This window comes from Dehalobacterium formicoaceticum (assembly GCF_002224645.1).
GTDB classification, from domain to species: domain Bacteria; phylum Bacillota; class Dehalobacteriia; order Dehalobacteriales; family Dehalobacteriaceae; genus Dehalobacterium; species Dehalobacterium formicoaceticum.
Genome location: NZ_CP022121.1, coordinates 695,564 through 716,773, shown reverse-complemented (window position 1 = coordinate 716,773; position 21,210 = coordinate 695,564). Strand labels below are relative to the sequence as shown.

General features: G+C 36.8%; 19 protein-coding genes and 1 pseudogene. 8 read left to right on the top strand and 12 right to left on the bottom strand.

All coding sequences use genetic code 11. The features are described 5' to 3' along the window. Positions 1 to 200 precede the first annotated feature (200 nt). A complete protein-coding gene (locus tag CEQ75_RS03590; RefSeq protein ID WP_089609110.1) occupies positions 201 to 1,280 on the bottom strand; it encodes a YkvI family membrane protein in 1,080 nt (359 codons plus the stop codon). Positions 1,281 to 1,401: 121 nt separating this feature from the next. Here CEQ75_RS03590 and yyaC point away from each other — a divergent pair, with 121 nt between their 5' ends. Continuing rightward, positions 1,402 to 1,986 (top strand): spore protease YyaC, encoded by a 585-nt coding sequence (gene yyaC, locus CEQ75_RS03585; protein WP_089609109.1) that lies wholly within the window; start codon positions 1,402 to 1,404, stop codon positions 1,984 to 1,986. A gap of 139 nt (positions 1,987 to 2,125) precedes the next feature. Further along, positions 2,126 to 2,770 (top strand): HAD family hydrolase, encoded by a 645-nt coding sequence (locus CEQ75_RS03580; RefSeq protein WP_089609108.1) that lies wholly within the window; start codon positions 2,126 to 2,128, stop codon positions 2,768 to 2,770. Between the two features lie 57 nt (positions 2,771 to 2,827). Here the strand turns inward: CEQ75_RS03580 and CEQ75_RS03575 are convergent, their stop codons facing one another. The 11 genes and pseudogenes from CEQ75_RS03575 to rpmH form a co-directional block, all read right to left on the bottom strand. Continuing rightward, positions 2,828 to 3,526 (bottom strand): DUF554 domain-containing protein, encoded by a 699-nt coding sequence (locus tag CEQ75_RS03575; protein WP_089609107.1) that lies wholly within the window; start codon positions 3,524 to 3,526, stop codon positions 2,828 to 2,830. Between the two features lie 146 nt (positions 3,527 to 3,672). Beyond that, positions 3,673 to 4,569 (bottom strand): ParB/RepB/Spo0J family partition protein, encoded by an 897-nt coding sequence (locus CEQ75_RS03570; RefSeq protein ID WP_157677309.1) that lies wholly within the window; start codon positions 4,567 to 4,569, stop codon positions 3,673 to 3,675. After that, positions 4,562 to 5,323, bottom strand: a complete 762-nt coding sequence (locus CEQ75_RS03565; RefSeq protein WP_089612486.1) for a ParA family protein — start codon at positions 5,321 to 5,323, stop codon at positions 4,562 to 4,564. The genes CEQ75_RS03570 and CEQ75_RS03565 overlap by 8 nt, the downstream gene beginning before the upstream one ends. 249 nt (positions 5,324 to 5,572) lie before the next feature. Next, on the bottom strand, positions 5,573 to 6,298 hold the full coding sequence (gene rsmG, locus CEQ75_RS03560) for a 16S rRNA (guanine(527)-N(7))-methyltransferase RsmG (protein WP_242965366.1): 726 nt from the start codon (positions 6,296 to 6,298) through the stop codon (positions 5,573 to 5,575). After that, complete coding sequence (gene mnmG, locus CEQ75_RS03555; protein ID WP_089612484.1) at positions 6,291 to 8,195, bottom strand: tRNA uridine-5-carboxymethylaminomethyl(34) synthesis enzyme MnmG; 1,905 nt, start codon at positions 8,193 to 8,195, stop codon at positions 6,291 to 6,293. The genes rsmG and mnmG overlap by 8 nt, the downstream gene beginning before the upstream one ends. Before the next feature lie 10 nt (positions 8,196 to 8,205). Then, complete coding sequence (mnmE, locus tag CEQ75_RS03550; RefSeq protein ID WP_089609105.1) at positions 8,206 to 9,588, bottom strand: tRNA uridine-5-carboxymethylaminomethyl(34) synthesis GTPase MnmE; 1,383 nt, start codon at positions 9,586 to 9,588, stop codon at positions 8,206 to 8,208. A 114-nt stretch (positions 9,589 to 9,702) separates the two neighbouring features. Continuing rightward, positions 9,703 to 10,488 carry an RNA-binding cell elongation regulator Jag/EloR gene (gene jag / locus CEQ75_RS03545; RefSeq protein WP_089609104.1) on the bottom strand — a complete coding sequence of 262 codons (786 nt, stop codon included), beginning with the start codon at positions 10,486 to 10,488 and terminating at the stop codon, positions 9,703 to 9,705. Continuing rightward, positions 10,485 to 11,195, bottom strand: a complete 711-nt coding sequence (locus CEQ75_RS03540; RefSeq protein ID WP_242965365.1) for a YidC/Oxa1 family membrane protein insertase — start codon at positions 11,193 to 11,195, stop codon at positions 10,485 to 10,487. Before CEQ75_RS03540 ends, jag begins: the two co-directional genes overlap by 4 nt. 27 nt (positions 11,196 to 11,222) lie before the next feature. Beyond that, the gene (gene yidD / locus CEQ75_RS03535) at positions 11,223 to 11,429 is read right to left on the bottom strand and encodes a membrane protein insertion efficiency factor YidD (RefSeq protein WP_089609103.1); all 207 of its coding nucleotides are present in this window, start codon (positions 11,427 to 11,429) and stop codon (positions 11,223 to 11,225) included. A gap of 1 nt (position 11,430) precedes the next feature. Continuing rightward, positions 11,431 to 11,759 (bottom strand): annotated as a pseudogene (gene rnpA / locus CEQ75_RS03530) (ribonuclease P protein component). 159 nt (positions 11,760 to 11,918) lie between these two features. After that, entirely contained in the window at positions 11,919 to 12,053 is a 135-nt protein-coding gene (gene rpmH / locus CEQ75_RS03525; protein ID WP_089609102.1) for a 50S ribosomal protein L34, read from the bottom strand. A gap of 355 nt (positions 12,054 to 12,408) precedes the next feature. Here rpmH and dnaA point away from each other — a divergent pair, with 355 nt between their 5' ends. The 6 genes from dnaA (at position 12,409) to gyrA (ending at position 21,176) form a co-directional block, all read left to right on the top strand. Continuing rightward, entirely contained in the window at positions 12,409 to 13,779 is a 1,371-nt protein-coding gene (gene dnaA, locus CEQ75_RS03520) for a chromosomal replication initiator protein DnaA (RefSeq protein ID WP_089609101.1), read from the top strand. A 245-nt stretch (positions 13,780 to 14,024) separates the two neighbouring features. Continuing rightward, positions 14,025 to 15,155, top strand: coding sequence for a DNA polymerase III subunit beta (gene dnaN / locus CEQ75_RS03515; RefSeq protein WP_089609100.1), 1,131 nt, complete (start codon positions 14,025 to 14,027; stop codon positions 15,153 to 15,155). A 31-nt stretch (positions 15,156 to 15,186) separates the two neighbouring features. Next, on the top strand, positions 15,187 to 16,308 hold the full coding sequence (gene recF, locus CEQ75_RS03510; RefSeq protein WP_089609099.1) for a DNA replication/repair protein RecF: 1,122 nt from the start codon (positions 15,187 to 15,189) through the stop codon (positions 16,306 to 16,308). Positions 16,309 to 16,317: 9 nt separating this feature from the next. Continuing rightward, positions 16,318 to 16,569 (top strand): extracellular matrix regulator RemB, encoded by a 252-nt coding sequence (gene remB, locus CEQ75_RS03505; protein ID WP_089609098.1) that lies wholly within the window; start codon positions 16,318 to 16,320, stop codon positions 16,567 to 16,569. 155 nt (positions 16,570 to 16,724) lie between these two features. After that, complete coding sequence (gene gyrB / locus CEQ75_RS03500; protein WP_089609097.1) at positions 16,725 to 18,635, top strand: DNA topoisomerase (ATP-hydrolyzing) subunit B; 1,911 nt, start codon at positions 16,725 to 16,727, stop codon at positions 18,633 to 18,635. Positions 18,636 to 18,734: 99 nt separating this feature from the next. Then, positions 18,735 to 21,176, top strand: coding sequence for a DNA gyrase subunit A (gene gyrA, locus CEQ75_RS03495; protein WP_089609096.1), 2,442 nt, complete (start codon positions 18,735 to 18,737; stop codon positions 21,174 to 21,176). The last annotated feature ends 34 nt before the right edge of the window (positions 21,177 to 21,210 follow it).

Genomic DNA, 21,210 nt, shown 5'->3' with positions numbered 1-21,210 from the left:
ACCTGCTAAAACAAAGAGTAGGAACAAAAGAGATATACAAAACAACCTAATTATTTTATGCAATATTTTCCGGCCGCTAAGCCGCTCACCTCCTAACATGATATATCATCCGATATGCTATTTTGGGGGGATACACAATTTTCGAAATTCCTAAGCTTAATATTTCGACCTTACCTATCAAATATCCTGCAATGATTTTATTAGAATAACCTTTTTAATCTTAATCCTATCAGCTGAAATAAATACACTACTCCTTTTCCTATTAAAAACATCGTGACCGCCAATCCCATAAAACCAAAGACAGGGTATACTTTTGATACTAAAAGGGTAAAATCGTACATAGCAAAGGGTATTGATAATATTACCACTATTAACAATATGAGATTATAAGGCATGCTCCAGGCATAACTCAAACGCTGACAAAGCCCATAAGCATCTGCCACAGCAGTGGTAATCATCGCTCCCCAAAGTACAACCCCATAGAAATAGAATATAATGGGACTTACCTGATAAGCTAAATAAAGCATTGGTATTTGATATACATAGATCGTTTCCCCTGCTGCTAAAAGGGCGGCTACAATTAATAAGGAGATAAGCGACAATATAAATCCACCCATTACTCCTCCCCAAGGACTAGTCTCTTTCTTATCCGCCGTCAAAGCTACCAAAACTACCAATACATTGATCATATTATAAGCGATATAAAGAAAGGAAGAGAGAACCCAATTATTTACAACCAATGAATCTGCAAAAGGATCAAAAATACTACCCTGGTTCACTGTTGCCGCGCTAAAAAGACTAATCCCCGATACCACCGTGAGTATAATCACTAAAATGGGTATTAAGATAGAATTAAACCATAGAACTCCTTCATCTCTGGCCATTAATGACAATACTACCAGTACCTGTGTAATTATGATCCCCATTATCTTCGGCAAGCCCAGCTGTTCTTCAAATAACGCTCCGCTGCCCGATAACATCACACTAAACCCCAAAAACAAAAAAATCAGGATGATGATATCCAGGATACCCGTCATTCGGGTTCCCAGTTGCCAGTTTAGAAAATCTTTATAAGTATGAAAACCATGCAATTTGGTTAAATAAATAATGATTCCTCCGAAGAAGGTAAATGCCAATCCCGTTAATAGGACGCCATAAAGACCTTTAATACTGAAGCGAACAAAAAATTGCATCAACTCCTGGCCGGAGGCAAATCCTGCACCAATTACCGTACCTATATAAACAGCGGCGATTTGCCAGTCTAGGGCTTTAGTTTTCAACCTTATACCTCCTTCTCTAACTAAACTTTTGTTACCTGAGATTGAATCTTATAATGCCTCCTTGAATATTAATTTTTTTATTTGCATATAATAGTGAAGAATAATGATCCAGGAGGTACAAATGAGTTTCCCCTTTCTTACTTCTAAAATATATGCAGAAAAGCAAATTAAATGTCATTATGAAAACCCTATGATCTTATCCCTCTTATCAGATCAATTATGTAAATTCCTCATTAATGCTGACCCCTCCGGCCAAAAGGAGATTGCTGTCGTCTGTATTGGTACAGACAGGGCCACCGGAGATTGCCTAGGTCCTCTTGTTGGTTGGTTTCTGATGCGATATGCTGCCGATTTTAACCTTTACGGCACTTTAAATGAGCCTGTACATGCCAATAATATTGATGACAAGCTGTCTCAAATCCACCAGGCCCATCCTTCTCCCATCATTATTGCTATTGATGCTTGTTTAGGAAAGCTCGAGAATGTGGGTATGATCAACTTAGGCTTAGGTCAAATTACGCCCGGTGCCGGTGTACATAAAAAGCTGCCCCCTGTAGGAGATATTTATTATACAGGCATCGTCAATGTTTCCGGACATATGGAATTTCTCGTTTTACAAAATACCCGACTTAACATTGTCTTGCAAATGGCAGGAAAAATCGCAGAAAGTATTGTACTTGGTATTCATAAGCGAAAAACTCAATAAGCAGGCTTTACCTCAATACTCCTTTTTTATCTGATAACTTATTACTCTTCTAAAAACTTGCTCTGTTGACAAAAAAAATTATTTTATATTAGAATGAGTAGGAGTGATTTGATAAACTTCATCAAAGAAGGAGAATAAAATGACTATAAATACAGTACTTTTTGATTTAGATGGCACCATTGCAAATACGCTCCCTGTCATCAAAGCGACTTATGCCAAGGTATTTGAGGAAATGAACATTCCCTGGGGAAATGATGATGTGATGAAAATGATAGGACTTCCATTAAAAGAAATTGGAAAAGTCATGGCAGGTGCTGAGAAAGAAGATATTTTTTGCACCAATTATCAAAAACATTTTCGTTCCATCCATCATCATCTAATTCAATTATATCCGGGCATTAGAGAAGTTTTAATTGAATTGCAGAACAATACATTTGACTTAGGAATCGTCACTTCAAAAAGTAAGTATGGTGCTGATTTGACTCTCACAGCCACGGATCTGGATAATTTTTTTCCTCTCACTGTTACAGTTGATGATACTTCGAAACATAAACCCCATCCCGAACCTGTTTTTTACGCGTTGGAAAAGTTACAAAAAACTCCTCAGGAAACTATTTATGTTGGGGATAGTCCCTTCGATATTATGTGTGGTAATAAGGCTGGGGTAACAACCATTGCTGTTACCTGGGGTATGGCGAGTTTTGATGAGTTAAAAGAATATCACCCTGATTTTTTTGCTGAAACCAGTGATGATCTCTTGAAACATATTTTATCTTTGAGTTGATTGTAAATAAAAAAGGAAATTTTAAAGGAAGAACTTTAAAATTTCCTTTTTTTTATTTCATGTCCAACCTAATTTCATTACAAAAGTTGTAAAAACCACGGCATAAATGATTGCTGGAAGTAAATTGCCCACTCGAATCTTAGTCAGTTCCAGCATATTTAAGCCAATCGCTACGATTAAAAGCCCCCCAACGGCTTTCATTTCCACAATCGCTTCTTCAATGATAAAAGGCTCAATAAAATGAGCCAGCAATGTGATGGAACCTTGATAGATCAGTAGAGGAAGAGCTGATAATGCAACCCCAACACCTAGAGTAGATGCCAGGACAATGGAGGTTACTCCATCCAAGATTGATTTTGCATAAAGAATACTATGATTTCCGGTAAGCCCGCTTTGTAACGCACCCATAATTGCCATTGCTCCCACACAATAAATTAATGTAGCCGTAACAAAACCCTTAGCAATACCCTTATCGGTAGATTCTCCTTGATATCTTTTTTCCAGAAATTTAGCGCTTCTGTCCAAAAATCTCTCAATCCCGATTAATTCTCCCGTCACGCCGCCTAAAACCATGCTGACTAAAACTATAATTAATTGCTGCGTTTCAAAAGCCATTTGCAGACCAATCAATAATACACCCAGAGCCACACCTTTGGAAACAGTATCCTTGGTGCTATCACTAAGAAAATTTCCGCTTTTAATACCAACTAAACTGCCTATCACGATCGCCAATACATTTACAATTGTACCCCACATTTTCACTTCTCCACTTCGCAATCAAAAATACTATGAAAAAATCCGGCCTTTCATTAAGACTCATTGGATGTTTCACGTGAAACATTTTCTACTAAATATTTGGTTTTCACAAGGAATGTTTCACGTGAAACATTTTTTATCATGTTTTAAAAATCATCTTCAGGGATCAGGGAGGTCATAATACGTTCCAGATCTTCTAGACTATAATAATCAATCTCAATTTTACCCCCATTCTTGCCCCTTTTAATCCGCACCTTGGTGCTTAATAATCCTCTTAATCTGGATTCCATATCCTTAACACCGGGAGAGGTGGTGTCTTGCTTATCATCCATTTCATTCTGATCTGTTTCCTTCAGAGCTAAATTTTCCTCCCTCTGATTAATTTCCTTGGCCCATTCTTCTGCTTGACGGACAGACATTTTTTCTTTGATGATCTTCTCAGCAAATAAAGTTCTTTTTTCTTTTGCATTGATAGACAAAATTGCCCGGGCATGTCCTGCTGATATAATCCCTTCTCGTATGAAACTTTGCACAGGTAGGGGCAAATTTAAAAGTCGCAAGGTATTAGCGACATAAGAGCGGCTTTTACCAAGACGTGCACCCAAGGAATCCTGTGTATGCTCGAAATCCTGCATTAATTTGATAAAAGCTTCTGCTTCCTCCATCACATTTAAATCTTCTCTTTGAATATTCTCGATAAGAGCAACCTCTGTAGCAATTCTATCATCCAAATCCTTTACCAAACATGGTATTTCCGTTAAACCAGCTAAACGTGCTGCCCGCCAGCGCCTTTCCCCAGCAATAATCTCATACTTTTGATCCTGAACCGCTCGCACCAAGATTGGTTGCACCAATCCATGTTCTTGGATAGACAGAGATAATTCACGCATTTTATCCTGATCAAAATTTTTGCGTGGTTGATGAGAATTGGGAAAAATATCTTCCACCCCAATTAGAATAACTGCATCACCCGAATCATTTTGACCGTATACATTAGGGGTAAGCAACGCATCCAGACCTTTGCCTAAACCTCTTTTAACCAAGTTCAATCACTTCCTTTGCTAATTCATGATAAACCTCAGCCCCTCTTGATCTGGGATCATATAAGGATATCGGTTTACCATGACTGGGCGCTTCACTTAAACGGACATTACGCGGTATAATTGTAGCAAAAACTTTTCCCTTAAAATGATTTTTCACTTCGTCTACCACTTGTATTGCCAAATTAGTTCTGGCATCAAACATGGTCAATAAAACGCCCAAAATTTCCAAATGGGGATTGAGGTGCCTTCGAACCAAATCGTAGGTATTCATCAGCTGACCTAATCCTTCCAAAGCATAATACTCACATTGAATAGGTATTAAGATGCTGTCTGCCGCCGTCAGAGCATTTAAGGTTAATAAACCTAAAGAAGGGGGGCAATCAATAATAATATAATCGTACTGATCTTTAATATCTTTCAATGCCTTTTTTAATTTACTTTCCCTTGAAATTGCTGAAACTAACTCAATTTCTGCACCAGCTAATTGGATTGTAGCAGGAACCAACTTTAATCTTTCTAATTCCGTATCGTGGATAACGGCATCAATGGATACCCCGTTGATCAATACATCATAAATACAATGTTCCGTTTCCTGCCGATTGATCCCTAAACCACTGGAAGCATTGCCTTGGGGATCAATATCGATGAGCAGCATATTCTTACCTTCTATGGCCATAAAGGAAGCCAAATTGACAGCTGTTGTCGTTTTTGCAACACCACCCTTTTGATTTGCAATTGCAATAATTTTTCCCATACTTTCACCACCGTTTAAAATAAGCTGCATTCTTTTTCCATGATTTATGCAGTCAATTTATCGTTCTAATCTTGATGCACCTTGTCTAAAATAACTTAATTCCACACCACTTAGAAACTATCCTGCCTGAAGCTGCAAAATAGCATCAGAAAACTTTATTCTATGATAAAAGCCCTTATGAAAGAAGAAACCACTTTATTTCTTCTCACTAAGAGCTTCGCAAAGGGATCGGGATCTAAATGAAAAAAACTATCTTGATAAAGGATGTTTCTCTGGGGTACCTGCCTTTCGAGGATATTTATTTGATGTCTCTTTTATTTTTTCGATCACGATCAAAGAACGATCATCTCCTGATATTGGAAGTTGGTAATGTTTTATATCTTTTATCATACCACCTAAGAGATCAATACCCACCATGCTTTTTTCTATCTCCTCATTTATATCCGGTCCTTTTAAAGCAAAAAAAATACCGCCAATTTTTGAAAAGGGCAAACAATATTCCAGTAATACAGGCAGACTAGTTACAGCACGCGCTGTAACTAAAGTAAACTTTTCTCGATACTTTTCTTGGCGGCCATAATCTTCTGCCCGGCCATGAATCACTTGTACCTTCTTCAAACCTAATTCACGAACCACCTCAGTGAGAAAGGAACATCTTTTAGCTAAAGAATCTAATAAAACAACTTCCATTTTCGGACTAAAAATCTTTAAAGGAAGGCCGGGGAATCCAGCACCGGTACCAATATCAATTAAATGATCCTGCCCTTTCATAGGGATAAATTTAAAGACCATTAAAGAGTCCAAAAAGTGCTTTAATGCGACCTCTTTCTCCTCAACAATGGCCGTTAAATTCATTTTACGGTTCCAATCCAAAAGAATTTGATAATACTTGTGACACTGGTCTAATTGTGCACTGGTGAAATCTATTTCCATTGACTCTAAACCACGGGACAGAAAATCATAAAATTCATTCACCTGATACTTCCCCCCCCTTTTGACTTCTCTTTTTTTGCTCAAGATAAATAAGAAGTACAGAAATATCAGCAGGTGAAACTCCTGATATTCTTGAGGCTTGGCCAATGGAGGTTGGTTTAATTTTATCCAACTTTTGCTGAGCTTCTGTCCGTAGTCCTTTTATTAAATGATATTCCAGGTCCTCCGGAAGTTGTTTTTGCTCTAATTTGTTAAATCGGTTAACTTGCTCCATCTGTTTTTTAATATAACCCTGATATTTAACCTGAATCTCTATTTGTTCTTCTTCCTGACGGGTAAGAAAAAGATCTTCCTCTGTCAATGAGGAAATATCCTTAAAATTAATTTCCGGTCTCTTCAATAAATCATATAGAGAGATGCCGGATTTAATCTCACTGGAATCCTTTTGCTGCAGTAGTGTTTTCAATTTCTCATTTTGAGGAGTTACCGTGATTCCTTTTATTTTAGCTAAGGTTTGATCAATAATCTCCCTTTTCTCAGTAAATTTGCGATAACGATGATCAGTCACCAAACCAATATTTCTTCCATATTCTGTAAGCCTTAAATCTGCATTATCCTGTCGCAGCAGCAGTCGGTATTCCGCTCGGGATGTTAACATCCGATATGGTTCATTGGTACCCTTCGTAACCAGATCATCAATTAAAACTCCAATATAGCCGTCGGAACGGGTCAGAATCAATGGATCTTTTTCCCTGATCTTTAAGACGGCATTGATCCCAGCCATCAAACCCTGAGCGGCAGCTTCCTCATATCCGGAGGTTCCGTTAATTTGACCGGCTGTATATAAATTGGAAATACATTTGCTTTCTAAAGTAGGTTTCATTTGCATAGGATCAATACAATCATATTCTATGGCATAAGCCGGCCGCATAATCTCTACGTGCTCCAAACCTCTAATGGTTCTCAAAAAGGCAAACTGCACTTCTTCCGGTAAGCTACTGGACATGCCTTGTACATAATATTCATATGTGTTTAACCCTTCAGGTTCCAAAAAAAGCTGATGAGCCGTTTTATCAGGAAATTTAACGACTTTGTCTTCCAGAGAAGGACAATAGCGAGCCCCGATCCCCTCGATCATGCCACTGTATAATGGAGAGCGATGCAAGTTATCCCGTACCACTTGATGTGTTCTTTCATTGGTATAAGTTAACCAACAGGAAATATTAGGACGATCAAACTTTTCTGTCAAAAAGGAAAATGATAATGGACCTTTATCCCCAGGCTGTTCCACCGTTTTAGAAAAATCGATGGAACGGTAATCGACACGCGCCGGCGTCCCCGTTTTAAACCTTCTGATTTCATAACCATTTTCTTTGATACTCTCTACCAAAGACATGGAGGCATATTGTCCGTTGGTGCCTCCCGGATAATGCACTTCTCCAATAATGATCTTACCGCGCAAATAGGTACCTGTTGTTAAAATCACAGATTTACCCAAATATTTAGCTCCTGTTTTTGTCACCACACCAACTGCTTTATAATTATCTACTAATATCTTATTTACCGTGGCTTGTTTGACATCTAAATTTTCTTGTGATTGCACCGTCATAGTCATTTCCTGTTGATATAATTTTTTATCAACCTGAGCTCTTAATGCATGCACAGCCGGACCTTTTCCGGTATTTAAAAGTCTGATTTGAATATGGGATTTATCAATATTGATTCCCATTTCCCCACCCAAAGCATCAATTTCCCGGACCAAATGACCCTTAGCCGGACCTCCAATTGATGGATTACATGGCGTGAGAGCAATATTCTCCATATTTAAAGTAATTAATAAAGTTTTACATTTCATGCGCGCAGCTGCCAGTGCTGCCTCGCAACCGGCATGACCGGCGCCAATAACTATTACTTCATATTCTCCTGCTAAATACTCCATGGTTTCACCTCTATTTTCCGATACAAAAATCGCTGAATATTCGATCAAGTAAATCTTCACCCACTGTGTCTCCAGACAACTCACCCAAGGTTTCCCAGGCATCTTTTAAATCAATGGATAGAAAATCCAAAGTCATTAATTTTTCAGCACCTCTTGAAACTTCCTGAAGACTCTGCTGGGCTTTGACAAGTACATCTCTATGCCGTACATTTGTAATAATTAAATCTTGTCCTAGATTGATCTCCCCTTGAAGAACTGAAGATGCAATCAGCTTTTCCAATTGTTCGATACCGATTTCATCTTTTGCGGATATAAAAATATGAGGTATAGGAGTTAAAAATCTTTCAATCTCCTTTCGTTTTTTCTCATCGTCTTCCACATCGATTTTATTTATCAAGACAATAGCCTGTTTATCTTTAATATCAGAAATGATTTCTTTGTCTTCTTCGGTGATACCAATAGAAATATCCAAAACAAAAAGGATCAAATCCGCTGTTTTTATCATTTCTTTAGATCGCTCCACACCAATTCTCTCAACTAAATCTTTTGTCTTTCTAATGCCTGCCGTATCAATTATTTTTAAGGAAATACCTCCAATGGTTAAATACTCCTCAATAGTATCCCGGGTAGTTCCCGGAATATCGGTGACAATGGATCGATTCTCTTTTAACAGGGCATTTAAGAGACTGGATTTACCAACATTTGTGCGACCAACAATAGCAGTTTTAATACCCTCACGGATCAATTTGCCTTGAGCAAAAGTGGCGATCAATTTTTCCACTTGTTTAGTCAAAAAGGCCACGGTATGCTTGATTTTTTCATAGGTAAGATCCTCTATATCTTCTTCCGGAAAATCAATTGCAGCTTCAATCGCAGCCAAAAGACCTAAAATCCCATGTCTGATGCCACGCACTTCATCCGATAATTTTCCGGCTAATTGACTGACGGCACTATTTAACCCTTGTTTTGATTTTGCTCTGATCACATCAATAATGGCTTCTGCTTGCGTTAAATCAATCCTTCCATTTAAAAAAGCCAATTTTGAAAATTCCCCAGGTTCTGCCAAACGTGCTCCGGCTTCTAAAACCCTTTCAAAGGTTGTATGAAGAGGTATCAAACCACCATGACAATTGATTTCAACAACATCTTCCCCGGTAAAAGATTTCGGTCCTCTCATAATGGAAACCAATACTTCATCAATTACATCCTGGTTATGATCAACAATGTTTCCTAGATGCATGGTAAAACTAGGTACCTTTGACATATCCTTTTCTTTTCGTGCTTGAAAGATTTCATTTAAGATATCAAGGGATTTTTCACCACTGATACGAATGATTCCAATCCCCGCCTCTCCAAAAGAAGTAGAAATGGCAGCAATAGTATCATTTATCATAATTTTCACCTCATAAACAGAGTTCTTGGTATTAGTGGCAGTTAGTTATCTGAGAAAAGTTTTAGAAAAACCCAGCAATTAATATTACTGGGTTTAGAAACATAAAAATTTTTCTTATGACTTCGTTCTTTTAGTAATTACCACTTTACGGTGAGGTTCTTCCCCCTCACTAAAGGTGCGCACCTTGGAATCATTCTGGAGAGCTGTATGAATAATTCTTCTCTCATGGGGATTCATAGGTTCCAGAACGATATTATGACCGGTTCTTTTTACCTTTTCAGATAATCTTAAAGCTAAATTAATCAAGGTTTGCTCTCTGCGTTCACGATACCCTTCTACATCGAGAATAATACGATATCTTTGTCCAAATTTTTTGCCCACAACCAAATTTGTTAAGTATTGCAGTGAATCTAAGGTTTCACCTCTGCGCCCGATTAAAATTCCTAAATCTTCTCCTCGAAAAGAAAGGTATAAAAAATCATCTTTTTTAGATACTTCTGTTTCAACCTGGACCTCAATTTTGTTAAAAATATTTTCTAAAAATTGAATTGCTGCCGTCTCAGGTAAATCATTATCATTTTGTACGATATGATTGCTCTCAATACTTTGTAAACTGTGATTTTTCTCGGGCTCTGGTTCTTCATTGACAATCTTTATTTCAGATCTGCTTTCACTCAAAGGAAAAGTTTCTGAAGTCTCTGCTTCCTGGTTCTTATCAAAATTATCAATGATATAATTTAATTTTATTTTTGCATCTTTCACGCCAAAAATACCAAAAATTCCTTTGGAAGGTGCTTCAATAATTTCAATCTCTACTGCATCACGGTTACAATTTAATTTTTTTAGCCCTTTTTCTATCGCTTCATCAATAGTTTTTCCGGATATTTCTATTGATTTCATTTTTTTTCACTCTCCTTGACCGGTAAATGCTTCTTCTTATTTTTATCTTTCGCTGTATCTTCTACCGGTGTAGGTTTTATTCCTCTGTTAATGAAAATTTGTTGAATTGTTCCCACCACACTAAAAGCAATCCAATAAAGCGCCAAACCTGCTGGAAAAGACCTTGTCATCCATCCAAATAAAATCGGCATGGCATAAAGCATCATTTTTTGTGTTGGATCATTGGAATTGGGTGAAGTAATATATTGTTGCAAAAAAGTTGTTAATCCTACAAAAACAGGTAAAATAAATCCACTGGGGTCTGCTAAGCTTAAATCATTAATCCAGAAAAAATTATAATGTTCCGGTATAGATGGGTGAAAGGATTGTAATCCCCGAAACAAAGCAATTAAAATAGGAAATTGAATCAGTAAAGGAAGACAGCCAGCCATAGGATTTGCCCCATATTCCTGGTAAACCTTCATCATCTCTTCTTGTTTTTTCTGAGGATTATTTTTATATTTTTGATCTAATTCTTTGATAATAGGCTGCAGTTGCTGCATGACCTTCATCGATTTCATTTGTTTATAAGTTAATGGATAAAGTAAAACTTTAATAATAATGGTTAATAACACAATAGCCAGCGCATAGCTTGGCATATTAATCTGTACTGTTAATTGATAAAGCCACTCTAAAGAATCTGTAACAAATCCGATTAAAGTACCCAAATTTGCAGATTCACCTCCTATTTCATTTTAGGCAGGATCATAACCACCTGGATGCCAAGGGTGACATTTGCTTATCCTTTTTAAACCCTTCCAGACACCAATAAAAAAACCATACTTATTCAAAGCATCAATCCAATATTGGGAACAAGTTGGGTAAAAGCGGCATTTTCCAGGTAAAATTGGTGATATTATTTTCTGATATATTCTAATAAAAAAAATCAAAAATCCAGTCATCTTATTTTCTCATCTTATGGATTAAATCCAGTAAATTTTTTTCAAGTTTATGATAAGAAGCATCTTTACTTCTTACCCTGACCACAAAGATATAATCATAACCAATTGAAAATAATTTTTCATTTAAACGACAAATTTCCCTTAATTTTCTCTTAACACGATTTCTTATTACAGCTTTTCCTACTTTTTTGATACTGAAAAGCCGATACGATATGTATTTTTCTGATTTTTACGAAAATACAAAACTAAATAAGGATTAACTAATGATTTGCCTTTTTTATATGTCAGGCGAAAATCTTTCGGGCTTTTTAACCGATATGCTTGTTTCAACAAAATGAGAGCCCCCTAAATGACTACTCAACCATATTATAACTATCCTGAAATAATTATAATCATTTTTTGCCCGATCAAAAATGAAAATATTCTCAAAATTTTAGGCAAATATCATCTTAAAATTGATAAAATATGGGAAAAGGCCGCTTATCGGCCTTATGCAGACAATCTCTTTCTTCCTTTAGCGCGTCTTCTCTTAATAACATTACGTCCGCTTTTATCACTCATTCTTTTTAAAAAACCATGTACCCTCTGATGTCTTTTTCTTTTTGGTTGATAAGTCCTTTTCATAATAAAAAAATCCTCCTTCATCTATCTTTTAAAAATCACGCTTCCAAGCAAGCATTAGCATTAGAATTATATCTTACCACTTTAGAACTGTCAAGGAATAGAAAAAAAAGATCAAATTAAGTTTGGGGATAACTTATTTTTTGCCTGTTGAAATTGTGGATATTTTTTGCTATCATTGATATAAAATAAAATATACATGTTAAATAATTACTTATCCACCGTATTAATTTTGTGCGTATCATTGTGGATATTTTTTTGTCCCTTTTATTTTATTTCAATTCATATCCTACAGATATTCATCAATCATACTCGCAAAATATAGTTTTTTCTTTTTTAAGGATTTAAGGAGGACACCATGCTTACACAACTAAAAGAGGATTGGCAGAAAACTTTAGAAATTTTAAAAACAGAATTAAATGAAGCCAGCTTTGATACCTGGTTAAAAAAAACTCAAGTGGTCACAAAATATGATCAAACATTTGTCATTGCAGTCCCCAATGGCTTTGCTAAAGATTGGTTGGAATCACATTACGCCAGCCTGATTAAAAACACTTTACAGTTAGTAACAGCAGAAGAAGTAGATATTGAATTTGTCTTGCCCCAGGCAAATGGCGAGATTAATTATTTAACTCCCCATTCCAAAGAAAAAAATAAAGAAATGATGCCGAATGGGATAAAAAAATCCTTTGAAACAATGAATGGTTTTCATTTTAATCCTAAGTATACCTTTGATTCTTTTGTCATTGGAAACAGCAATCGCTTTGCCCATGCTGCATCCCTGGCAGTGGCGGAAGCCCCTGCTCAAGCATATAATCCTTTATTCATTTACGGTGGAGTAGGTCTAGGAAAAACTCATCTCATGCATGCGATCGGCCAATTTGTTCAACTCCATAACCCGCTTTCCAAGGTCGTTTATGTTTCTTCTGAAACATTTACCAATGAATTGATTAATTCCATCAGAGAGAATAAGACCGTTCAATTTCGTAATAAATACCGTAATATGGACGTTTTATTAATAGATGATATTCAATTTTTAGCCGGTAAAGAAAGTACACAGGAAGAATTTTTTCATACTTTTAATACCCTTCATGAGGCTAATAAGCAAATTATTATCAGCAGCGACCGTCCACCTAAGGAAATTCCCACTTTAGAGGACAGGCTGCGCTCCCGTTTTGAATGGGGTCTGATTACAGATATCCAACCCCCTGATTTAGAAACCAGAATCGCCATTCTCCGTAAAAAAGCACATGCCGACCACATTGAAGTAGCTAATGATGTAATGGTTTTTATCGCCAATAAAATACAATCTAACATCAGAGAATTGGAAGGCGCCTTAATCAGGGTTATCGCATATTCCTCTTTGACGGGGAAAGAAGTGACTCCGGAATTAGTACAGGAATCTTTGAAAGACATTCTTCCAGAGAATAAGCAAAAAACTATTTCGATAGAATTAATCCAGCAGGCTGTAGCGGAATATTACCATCTTAAGGTGGATGATTTTAAAGCTAAAAAAAGAACTCGCAACATCGCTTTTCCAAGACAAATTGCCATGTACTTGTCCCGTGAATTAACTGATGCTTCTTTACCTAAAATAGGTGAAGAGTTTGGGGGACGGGATCATACCACTGTGCTTCATGCCTATGATAAAATTACGAGAGAAAGAGCCCAGGATATTAACATAGACCGCTCCATCTCAGATATAATAACCCATATACAGAGCATTTGATTGGGGATAGTTACGGAATAACCTGTGTATAATTATATTATTTAGGGAAGTTTTATTTTTTTTGTTGATATGTTGATAAGTGTTTTCTATTTATCAACATATTTTCAACACAGCTAACCCCATAGTTTTAAAAGCAATAATGCACATATACACATATTCACTGCCCCTATTACTATTAATGCTAATTTAAATGATAATAAAGATTATAAAGATGAGAAATGTACTGTATTTAAGGAGGCTCAATCATGCACTTTAATTGTAGTAAAGAAGATTTAGTTTATGGTGTTCAAACGGTTAGCAGAGCCGTTTCCAACAAGAACACCAAGCCCATATTAAGCGGCATACACTTAGTAGCAGAAAACAATGCCTTAAAATTAACAGCTACAGACTCAGAAATTGCCATACAGTGTACTATCGAGGTGGAGGTTATTGAAGAGGGATCTTCGGTTGTTCCGGGAAGATATTTCATTGAAATGGTAAAAAGGCTTCCTTCCGGAATTATTAACTTAAAAAGCTCAGTACGGGAGGGTATGATTATAAAATATGAACAATCAGAACAGTTTATTAATGGCTTTTCTGATGAAGAATTTCCATCCCTACCTGAAATTAAAAATCAGATTACAGGAAGTATGCCTCAGAACCAGTTTAAGAAAATGGTTAAACAAACTTCAATTGCTGCTTCAAATGATGAATCAAGACCTTTATTTACCGGAACCCTGGTTGAAATAACAGGGGATAAAATCATTATGGTAACCACCGATAGCCATCGATTAGCTCTGAAAGAAGAATTTTGGAGCAATTCATCACCAGTTATTGAAAATAAAATTTCTGTGATTATTCCCACCAAAACCATGGTAGAAGTATCCCGTATCATCCCGGATGAAACCGAACCTTTAATCATGATCGGGGGAAGCAATCAATTTCTTTTCAAAACGTCCAATATTACAGTTTTTACGCGATTAATTGAAGGCCAATATCCCAGCTATACGCAAGTAGTCCCGGATCCCAGTAAATGTACCAGCCGTATTAGGGTTAAAACCAAAAAATTATTAGAGGCTATAGAAAGAGCCTCTCTTTTGGTACGGGATGAATTAAAAGAAAAATATAGCTTGGTAAAATTAAGTGTTGATGACAATATTTTAGAGATTAATTCTAATTCACCGGAATTAGGAAAAATTCATGAGGAATTAAATGTTTTTCTGGAAGGTGAACCCACGGAAATCATTTTTAACTCTCACTATTTGATGGATGCTTTGAAAAGTATTGATGAGGAAGAAATTTACATAGATTTAACAGGATCCTTGAGTCCCGGTATTATTCGCTCAGTTGAAAATGATAAGTATATCTATTTAATTTTACCGGTACGAAACACCTAAATGAAAAAAATATAAAGCGAAGTGTTCTTTTTTGCATATTTTATCTTTGTTTTTAAAAAATTTCCGCAATTATGATGAAGAAAAGATTGAATTTCATCCCCATGTTAATATCTTGATGGGCATGAATGCCCAGGGAAAATCTAATCTTTTGGAAGCCATTCATTATCTGAGCATTTTTTCCTCTTTCAGAAACGCTAAAGATCGGGAAATGATTAAATGGGGTCAACCATATTTTTTTCTGGAAGGAAAGATTCTAAGAAATAATGGGGAATATCTTTTGTCAGCAGGCTATCATGAAGAAAATAAGAAGATTTTAAAGGTAAATGGCAGCCAAAGAAAAAAGATCAAAGATGTGCTGGGAGTTTTTAATAGTGTTCTTTTTTCTCCTGAAGATCTAAATATTATTAAAAACGGACCATCGGCACGGAGAAGATATTTGGATCAAGAAATGATTCAATTATTTCCATCTTATTATTATTCTTTAATTCAGTATCAAAGAATTTTAGGTCAACGGAATAATTTATTGAAGGAAATAAGGGGAAGTAAAAATAAATTAGAACTTTTACCTGTTTGGAGCCAGCAATTGGTTAACCAGGGGAGCATGATCATAAAAAAAAGATTTGAGGTCTTACAAAAGCTGACTCCTTTGGCAAGATTGACTCATCGTAAGATAACCAATGGAGCAGAAGAGTTGGATTTAGACTATCATAGTTTGGAATTAAAGGGAGAAGAAAATCTTAAAACAGCCTCTCTTGACAAAATTAAAAATATATTTTTTTCTCAATTAGATAATAATCTTGTCTTGGAAAACCAGCGGGGGATCACCCTTTTTGGTCCTCATCGAGATGATTTAAAAATTATGATTAATGGTATTGATGCACGAAAATTCGCTTCTCAGGGACAACAAAGAACAGCTGCCTTATCCTTGAAAATTGCAGAATTGGAATTAGTAAAATCAGAAATAGGAGAATATCCAGTTTTATTATTAGACGACGTGATGTCGGAATTGGATCAGAACAGGAAAAATCATTTAATGCAGTATATCGGTAATAAGGTACAAACTTTTATTACTACCACGGATTTTGATTTTAAACAAAAAGAAGGCAATATAATTCAGATCTCACGGGGAAAAATTGAAAATAAAAAAAATTAGGGGAGAAAAATGTTTATACATATAGGAAAAAACATTATGGTGAACAGTAAAGAAATCATTATGATTTTAGATTATCTAAAGGTAAAAGATTCATCTTTGTCCCAAGGTTTTTTGGAAAGCCTTGGCCAGCAAAAATGGAACGATGAAAATAATGATAATGATGAGGAAACGAATACTATCATTGTCACAGAGAAAAAAACATATTTTTCATCTATAGCCCCAAGTACTATTGAAAAAAGAATCAAAAAATTTCTTTATTAATCGTCATGAATCAACGAAGATGCATAGATCAGGGTTTAAAAAATGGAAAATGATGTATAATAGAAGAAGACCTGCTTGTTGTATTATTTTTTTTCATATATAATTAAAACTTGGAAATTAGGGATTTTGGCACTGTTTTAGATGGAGGGACAATAATGATTGAGGATAAAATAGAAACAAATTATGATGCCAGTCAGATTCAGGTACTGGAAGGATTAGAGGCAGTGCGTAAACGCCCGAGCATGTATATTGGGAGTACTAGTTCCCGCGGTTTGCATCATTTAGTTTATGAAATCGTAGACAATAGTATTGATGAAGCCCTGGCTGGTTTTTGTGATCAGATTCATGTCACCATTACAGAAGAAAACAGTATTATTGTGCGGGATAATGGCAGAGGAATCCCTGTAGATATTCACGAAAAAACAGGAAAGCCGGCTGTAGAAGTAGCCCTTACTATTCTTCATGCCGGCGGCAAATTCGGTGGATCGGGTTATAAGGTTTCAGGGGGTCTCCATGGCGTAGGAATGTCGGTGGTCAACGCCCTCTCGGAATGGCTGGAGGTTAAAGTAAAAAGAAATGGAAATATATATCAGCAAAAATATAAAATAGGAAATCCTACCAGCGAATTAACAATTATCGGTCATTCTGATGGAACAGGTACAGAAATATCTTTTAAACCGGATGGAGAAATTTTTGAAGAATTAATTTTTAATCGGGAAATATTAGCACAAAGATTAAGAGAGTTATCTTTTTTGAATAAAGGTTTATCCATTACCTTGACAGACCAGAGAGATCAATTTGAAGTGAATTATAAACATGATGGAGGAATTATTGATTTTGTCCACTTTTTAAACAAAAATAAAGATGTTATCCATCAAAAACCTGTTTTTTTTCATACTGAAAAGGATCAAGTCCTGGTGGAAATTGCTCTTCAGTATAATGATAGCTATGCTGAAAACATCATGTCATTCGCTAATAATATCCATACCCAAGAAGGGGGTACCCATGAAGCGGGGTTTAAGGCAGCTTTAACCCGGGTTATCAATGATTATGCCCGGAAGATTAATGTTATTAAAGATAATCAAAGTAATTTATCAGGTGAAGACATTCGTGAAGGATTAACGGCAATTATTAGCGTTAAAGTCTTAGATCCTCAATTTGAAGGACAAACCAAGACCAAACTAGGCAATAGTGAGGTGCGGGGGATTGTTGATTCTATTGTGGGAGAGGGCATGGGAACTTTTTTAGAGGAAAACCCATCCTTTGGAAAAAAAATCATTGAAAAAAATGTCCAGGCAGCACGGGCACGGGAAGCGGCACGCAAGGCCCGTGAATTGACGAGACGTAAGAGCGCCTTGGAAAGCACTAGTTTACCTGGTAAACTGGCAGACTGCTCTATGAAGGATCCTGCCATGAGTGAATTGTTTTTGGTGGAAGGAGATTCTGCCGGAGGATCTGCCAAACAAGGTCGGGATCGAAGAACCCAGGCTATTCTCCCTTTACGTGGCAAGATTCTTAATGTGGAGAAAGCCCGTTTAGATAAAATTCTCGGTAATGAAGAAATCAGAGCGATGATAACAGCTATGGGTACAGGTGTTTCTGATGATTATGATATCAGCAAAGCCCGATATCATAAATTAATTATTATGACAGATGCGGATGTAGATGGTTCTCATATCAGAACATTACTGTTAACTTTCTTTTTCCGTTATATGAGGCCTTTGATTGAGGCAGGTTATGTTTATATTGCTCAGCCCCCTTTGTATAAAGCGAAGGTAGGTAAAGAAGAAAACTATTTTTACAGTGATGATGATTTGGAAAAATATTTACAACAACATCAGGGTGTTACGCCAAGCATCCAGAGATATAAAGGTTTAGGGGAAATGAATCCGGAGCAGTTATGGGATACAACGATGAATCCTGAAACAAGAACCATTCTTCGAGTCACTTTGGATGATGCTATCGCAGCAGATGAAATATTTACGATTTTGATGGGTGATAAAGTTGAGCCTCGGCGGGAGTTTATTCAAAGTCATGCCAAAGATGTACGCAATCTTGATATTTAAGTCGGCAGGATAAATCAAGATTGATAAAACAAAACAAATATGAAATTAGATTATCAGATAATTTTTGTAATTATATGCGAATGAGATCGAGGTGTAATCATGGACTCAACTTTTACCCACGGGAAAATCGTTCCCTTGGCCATAGAAGATGAAATGGAGAAATCATATATCGATTATGCAATGAGTGTTATTGTAGGTCGTGCTTTGCCCGATGTACGGGATGGCTTAAAGCCGGTGCATCGCAGGATCCTTTATTCTATGTATGAGCGAGGCGTTACCCCAGATAAGCCTCATAAAAAATCAGCACGTATTGTAGGGGATGTGTTGGGTAAATATCATCCCCACGGTGATTCTTCTGTTTATGATGCTGTGGTCAGGCTGGCTCAGGATTTTTCCATTCGTTATCTTTTAATTGACGGCCACGGAAATTTTGGTTCCGTAGACGGTGATTCTGCTGCAGCGATGCGATATACTGAGGTGCGTTTATCTAAATACGCGGTAGAAATGATGACGGACATTCAAAAAGATACCGTTGATTTTATACCTAATTATGATGCTTCAGAAGAAGAACCTGCCGTGCTCCCTGCCCGTGTGCCTAATTTATTGGTGAACGGTTCCTCCGGGATTGCGGTGGGTATGGCAACGAATATCCCGCCCCATAATATTGGAGAAGTCATTGACGGGGTGGTAGGACTGATAGATGATCCGGATATAGAAATATCTCAGCTCATGACCATGATCAAGGGCCCTGATTTTCCTACAGGAGCTTTAATTATGGGACGGGAAGGAATTAAATCCGCTTATACTACAGGTCGTGGTTCCATAAAAATGCGGGCTAAAGTGGATATAGAACAAATGTCCAACGGTAAGCAGCGTATTATTGTCAATGAAATTCCTTACCAGGTTAATAAGGCCAGATTGATTGAAAAAATTGCTGATCTGGTGAAAGATAAAAGAATTGATGGTATTACGGATTTAAGAGATGAATCGGATCGTACAGGCATGCGTATTGTCATTGAATTACGTAAAGATGTCAATGGACGTGTTATTTTAAATCAATTATACAAACATACCCAGCTTCAGGAGAACTTTGGTGTTATTACTTTGGCTTTGGTGGATGGTCAGCCCAAGATCTTAAATTTAAAACAAGTGCTGATCCATTACCTGGAACATCAAAAAGATGTAATCGTACGCCGAACCCGCTTTGAATTGGCAAAAGCTGAAGCACGGGCTCATATTTTGGAAGGATTAAAAATTGCCTTAGATCACATTGAAGAAGTCATTAAGACGATTCGAGAATCAAAAACAACAGACGTAGCCCGGGAACAATTGATGACGAAATTCAGCCTCAGTGAAAAACAAGCACAGGCTATTTTGGAAATGCGTTTGCGTGCACTCACCGGATTGGAACGAGAAAAACTGGATGATGAATATCGGGAGTTAATTAAAACGATTTCTTATTTGACGGAAGTATTAAGAAATGAAAAAATGGTATTACATATTATTCGGGAAGAAATTCTCGTGATGAAAGAAAAATATGCTGATCCCAGACGAACACAAATAGTTCGTGATGATAGTGAATTAGACGAGGAAGACCTCATTGCTGAAGAAGATATGGTAATTACCATTACCAATAACGGTTATATTAAACGTTTAAATACGAATGTCTATCGCAATCAAAAGAGAGGCGGCCGTGGAATAACTGCCATGACCACTAAAGAAGAAGATTTCGTGGAGCATTTATTTATTACGACGACGCATCATTATTTGATGGTGTTCACGAATAAAGGTAAGGTATATCGCTTAAAAGTGCATGAAATTCCCGAAGCAGGTAGAACAGCTAAGGGTACAGCCTTGGTCAATCTCCTTTATCTTTCCGGCGAAGAGACAGTTAACACAGTCATTCCTGTAAAAGAGTATAGTGAAGACTTATTCTTATTTATGGCAACCCGTCAAGGGATTGTTAAAAAGAGCGTCTTGAAGGAATATGATTCGGCACGCAAAGATGGTTTAATTGCCATACATTTAGATGAAAATGATGAATTAATCGGTGTAAAATTAACGGATGGTACAGAAGAAATTATTTTAGGTACCAGAAATGGCAAAGCGATTCTTTTTTCTGAGGAAGAGGTACGCAGCCAAGGCCGGACCACCCGAGGGGTTAAAGGGATTCAATTAGGTAAAAACGATTGGGTGGTCAGTATGGATGCAGTGACCGAGGGCGGTGAACTGATGGTCATTTCAGAAAATGGTTTTGGCAAAAGAACACCTTTGAACGAATATAGTAAACAAAGCCGTGGAGGCAAGGGGGCTTTAACCATTAAAGAAACGGCGAAAACAGGTCCTTTAACGGCGATAAAAGTCGTGAAACCAGGGGATGAATTAATGATGATCACGAAAGAAGGAACGCTGATTCGCATCAATGTGTCAGACACATCTGTTTTAGGCCGCAATACCCAGGGTGTAACCCTGATGAAACTCAATTCCGATGATAAGGTGGTCGCGGTAGCAAAAGTTGTATCCAAGGATGATGAAGTGTAGTATTGTTTTTTCAGGTAAAATATAATAAGATAGT

Bases quoted from the DNA above. Each gene is read 5' to 3' on its own strand.
- yyaC (WP_089609109.1), top strand. From the start codon at position 1,402: ATGAGTTTCCCCTTTCTTACTTCTAAAATATATGCAGAAAAGCAAATT.
- remB (WP_089609098.1), top strand. From the start codon at position 16,318: ATGTTTATACATATAGGAAAAAACATTATGGTGAACAGTAAAGAAATC.
- rpmH (WP_089609102.1), bottom strand. From the start codon at position 12,053: ATGAAAAGGACTTATCAACCAAAAAGAAAAAGACATCAGAGGGTACAT.
- gyrB (WP_089609097.1), top strand. From the start codon at position 16,725: ATGATTGAGGATAAAATAGAAACAAATTATGATGCCAGTCAGATTCAG.
- CEQ75_RS03575 (WP_089609107.1), bottom strand. From the start codon at position 3,526: ATGTGGGGTACAATTGTAAATGTATTGGCGATCGTGATAGGCAGTTTA.
- CEQ75_RS03565 (WP_089612486.1), bottom strand. From the start codon at position 5,323: ATGGGAAAAATTATTGCAATTGCAAATCAAAAGGGTGGTGTTGCAAAA.
- dnaN (WP_089609100.1), top strand. From the start codon at position 14,025: ATGCACTTTAATTGTAGTAAAGAAGATTTAGTTTATGGTGTTCAAACG.
- mnmG (WP_089612484.1), bottom strand. From the start codon at position 8,195: ATGGAGTATTTAGCAGGAGAATATGAAGTAATAGTTATTGGCGCCGGT.
- jag (WP_089609104.1), bottom strand. From the start codon at position 10,488: ATGAAATCAATAGAAATATCCGGAAAAACTATTGATGAAGCGATAGAA.
- gyrA (WP_089609096.1), top strand. From the start codon at position 18,735: ATGGACTCAACTTTTACCCACGGGAAAATCGTTCCCTTGGCCATAGAA.
- mnmE (WP_089609105.1), bottom strand. From the start codon at position 9,588: ATGATAAATGATACTATTGCTGCCATTTCTACTTCTTTTGGAGAGGCG.
- CEQ75_RS03580 (WP_089609108.1), top strand. From the start codon at position 2,126: ATGACTATAAATACAGTACTTTTTGATTTAGATGGCACCATTGCAAAT.
- dnaA (WP_089609101.1), top strand. From the start codon at position 12,409: ATGCTTACACAACTAAAAGAGGATTGGCAGAAAACTTTAGAAATTTTA.
- yidD (WP_089609103.1), bottom strand. From the start codon at position 11,429: ATGACTGGATTTTTGATTTTTTTTATTAGAATATATCAGAAAATAATA.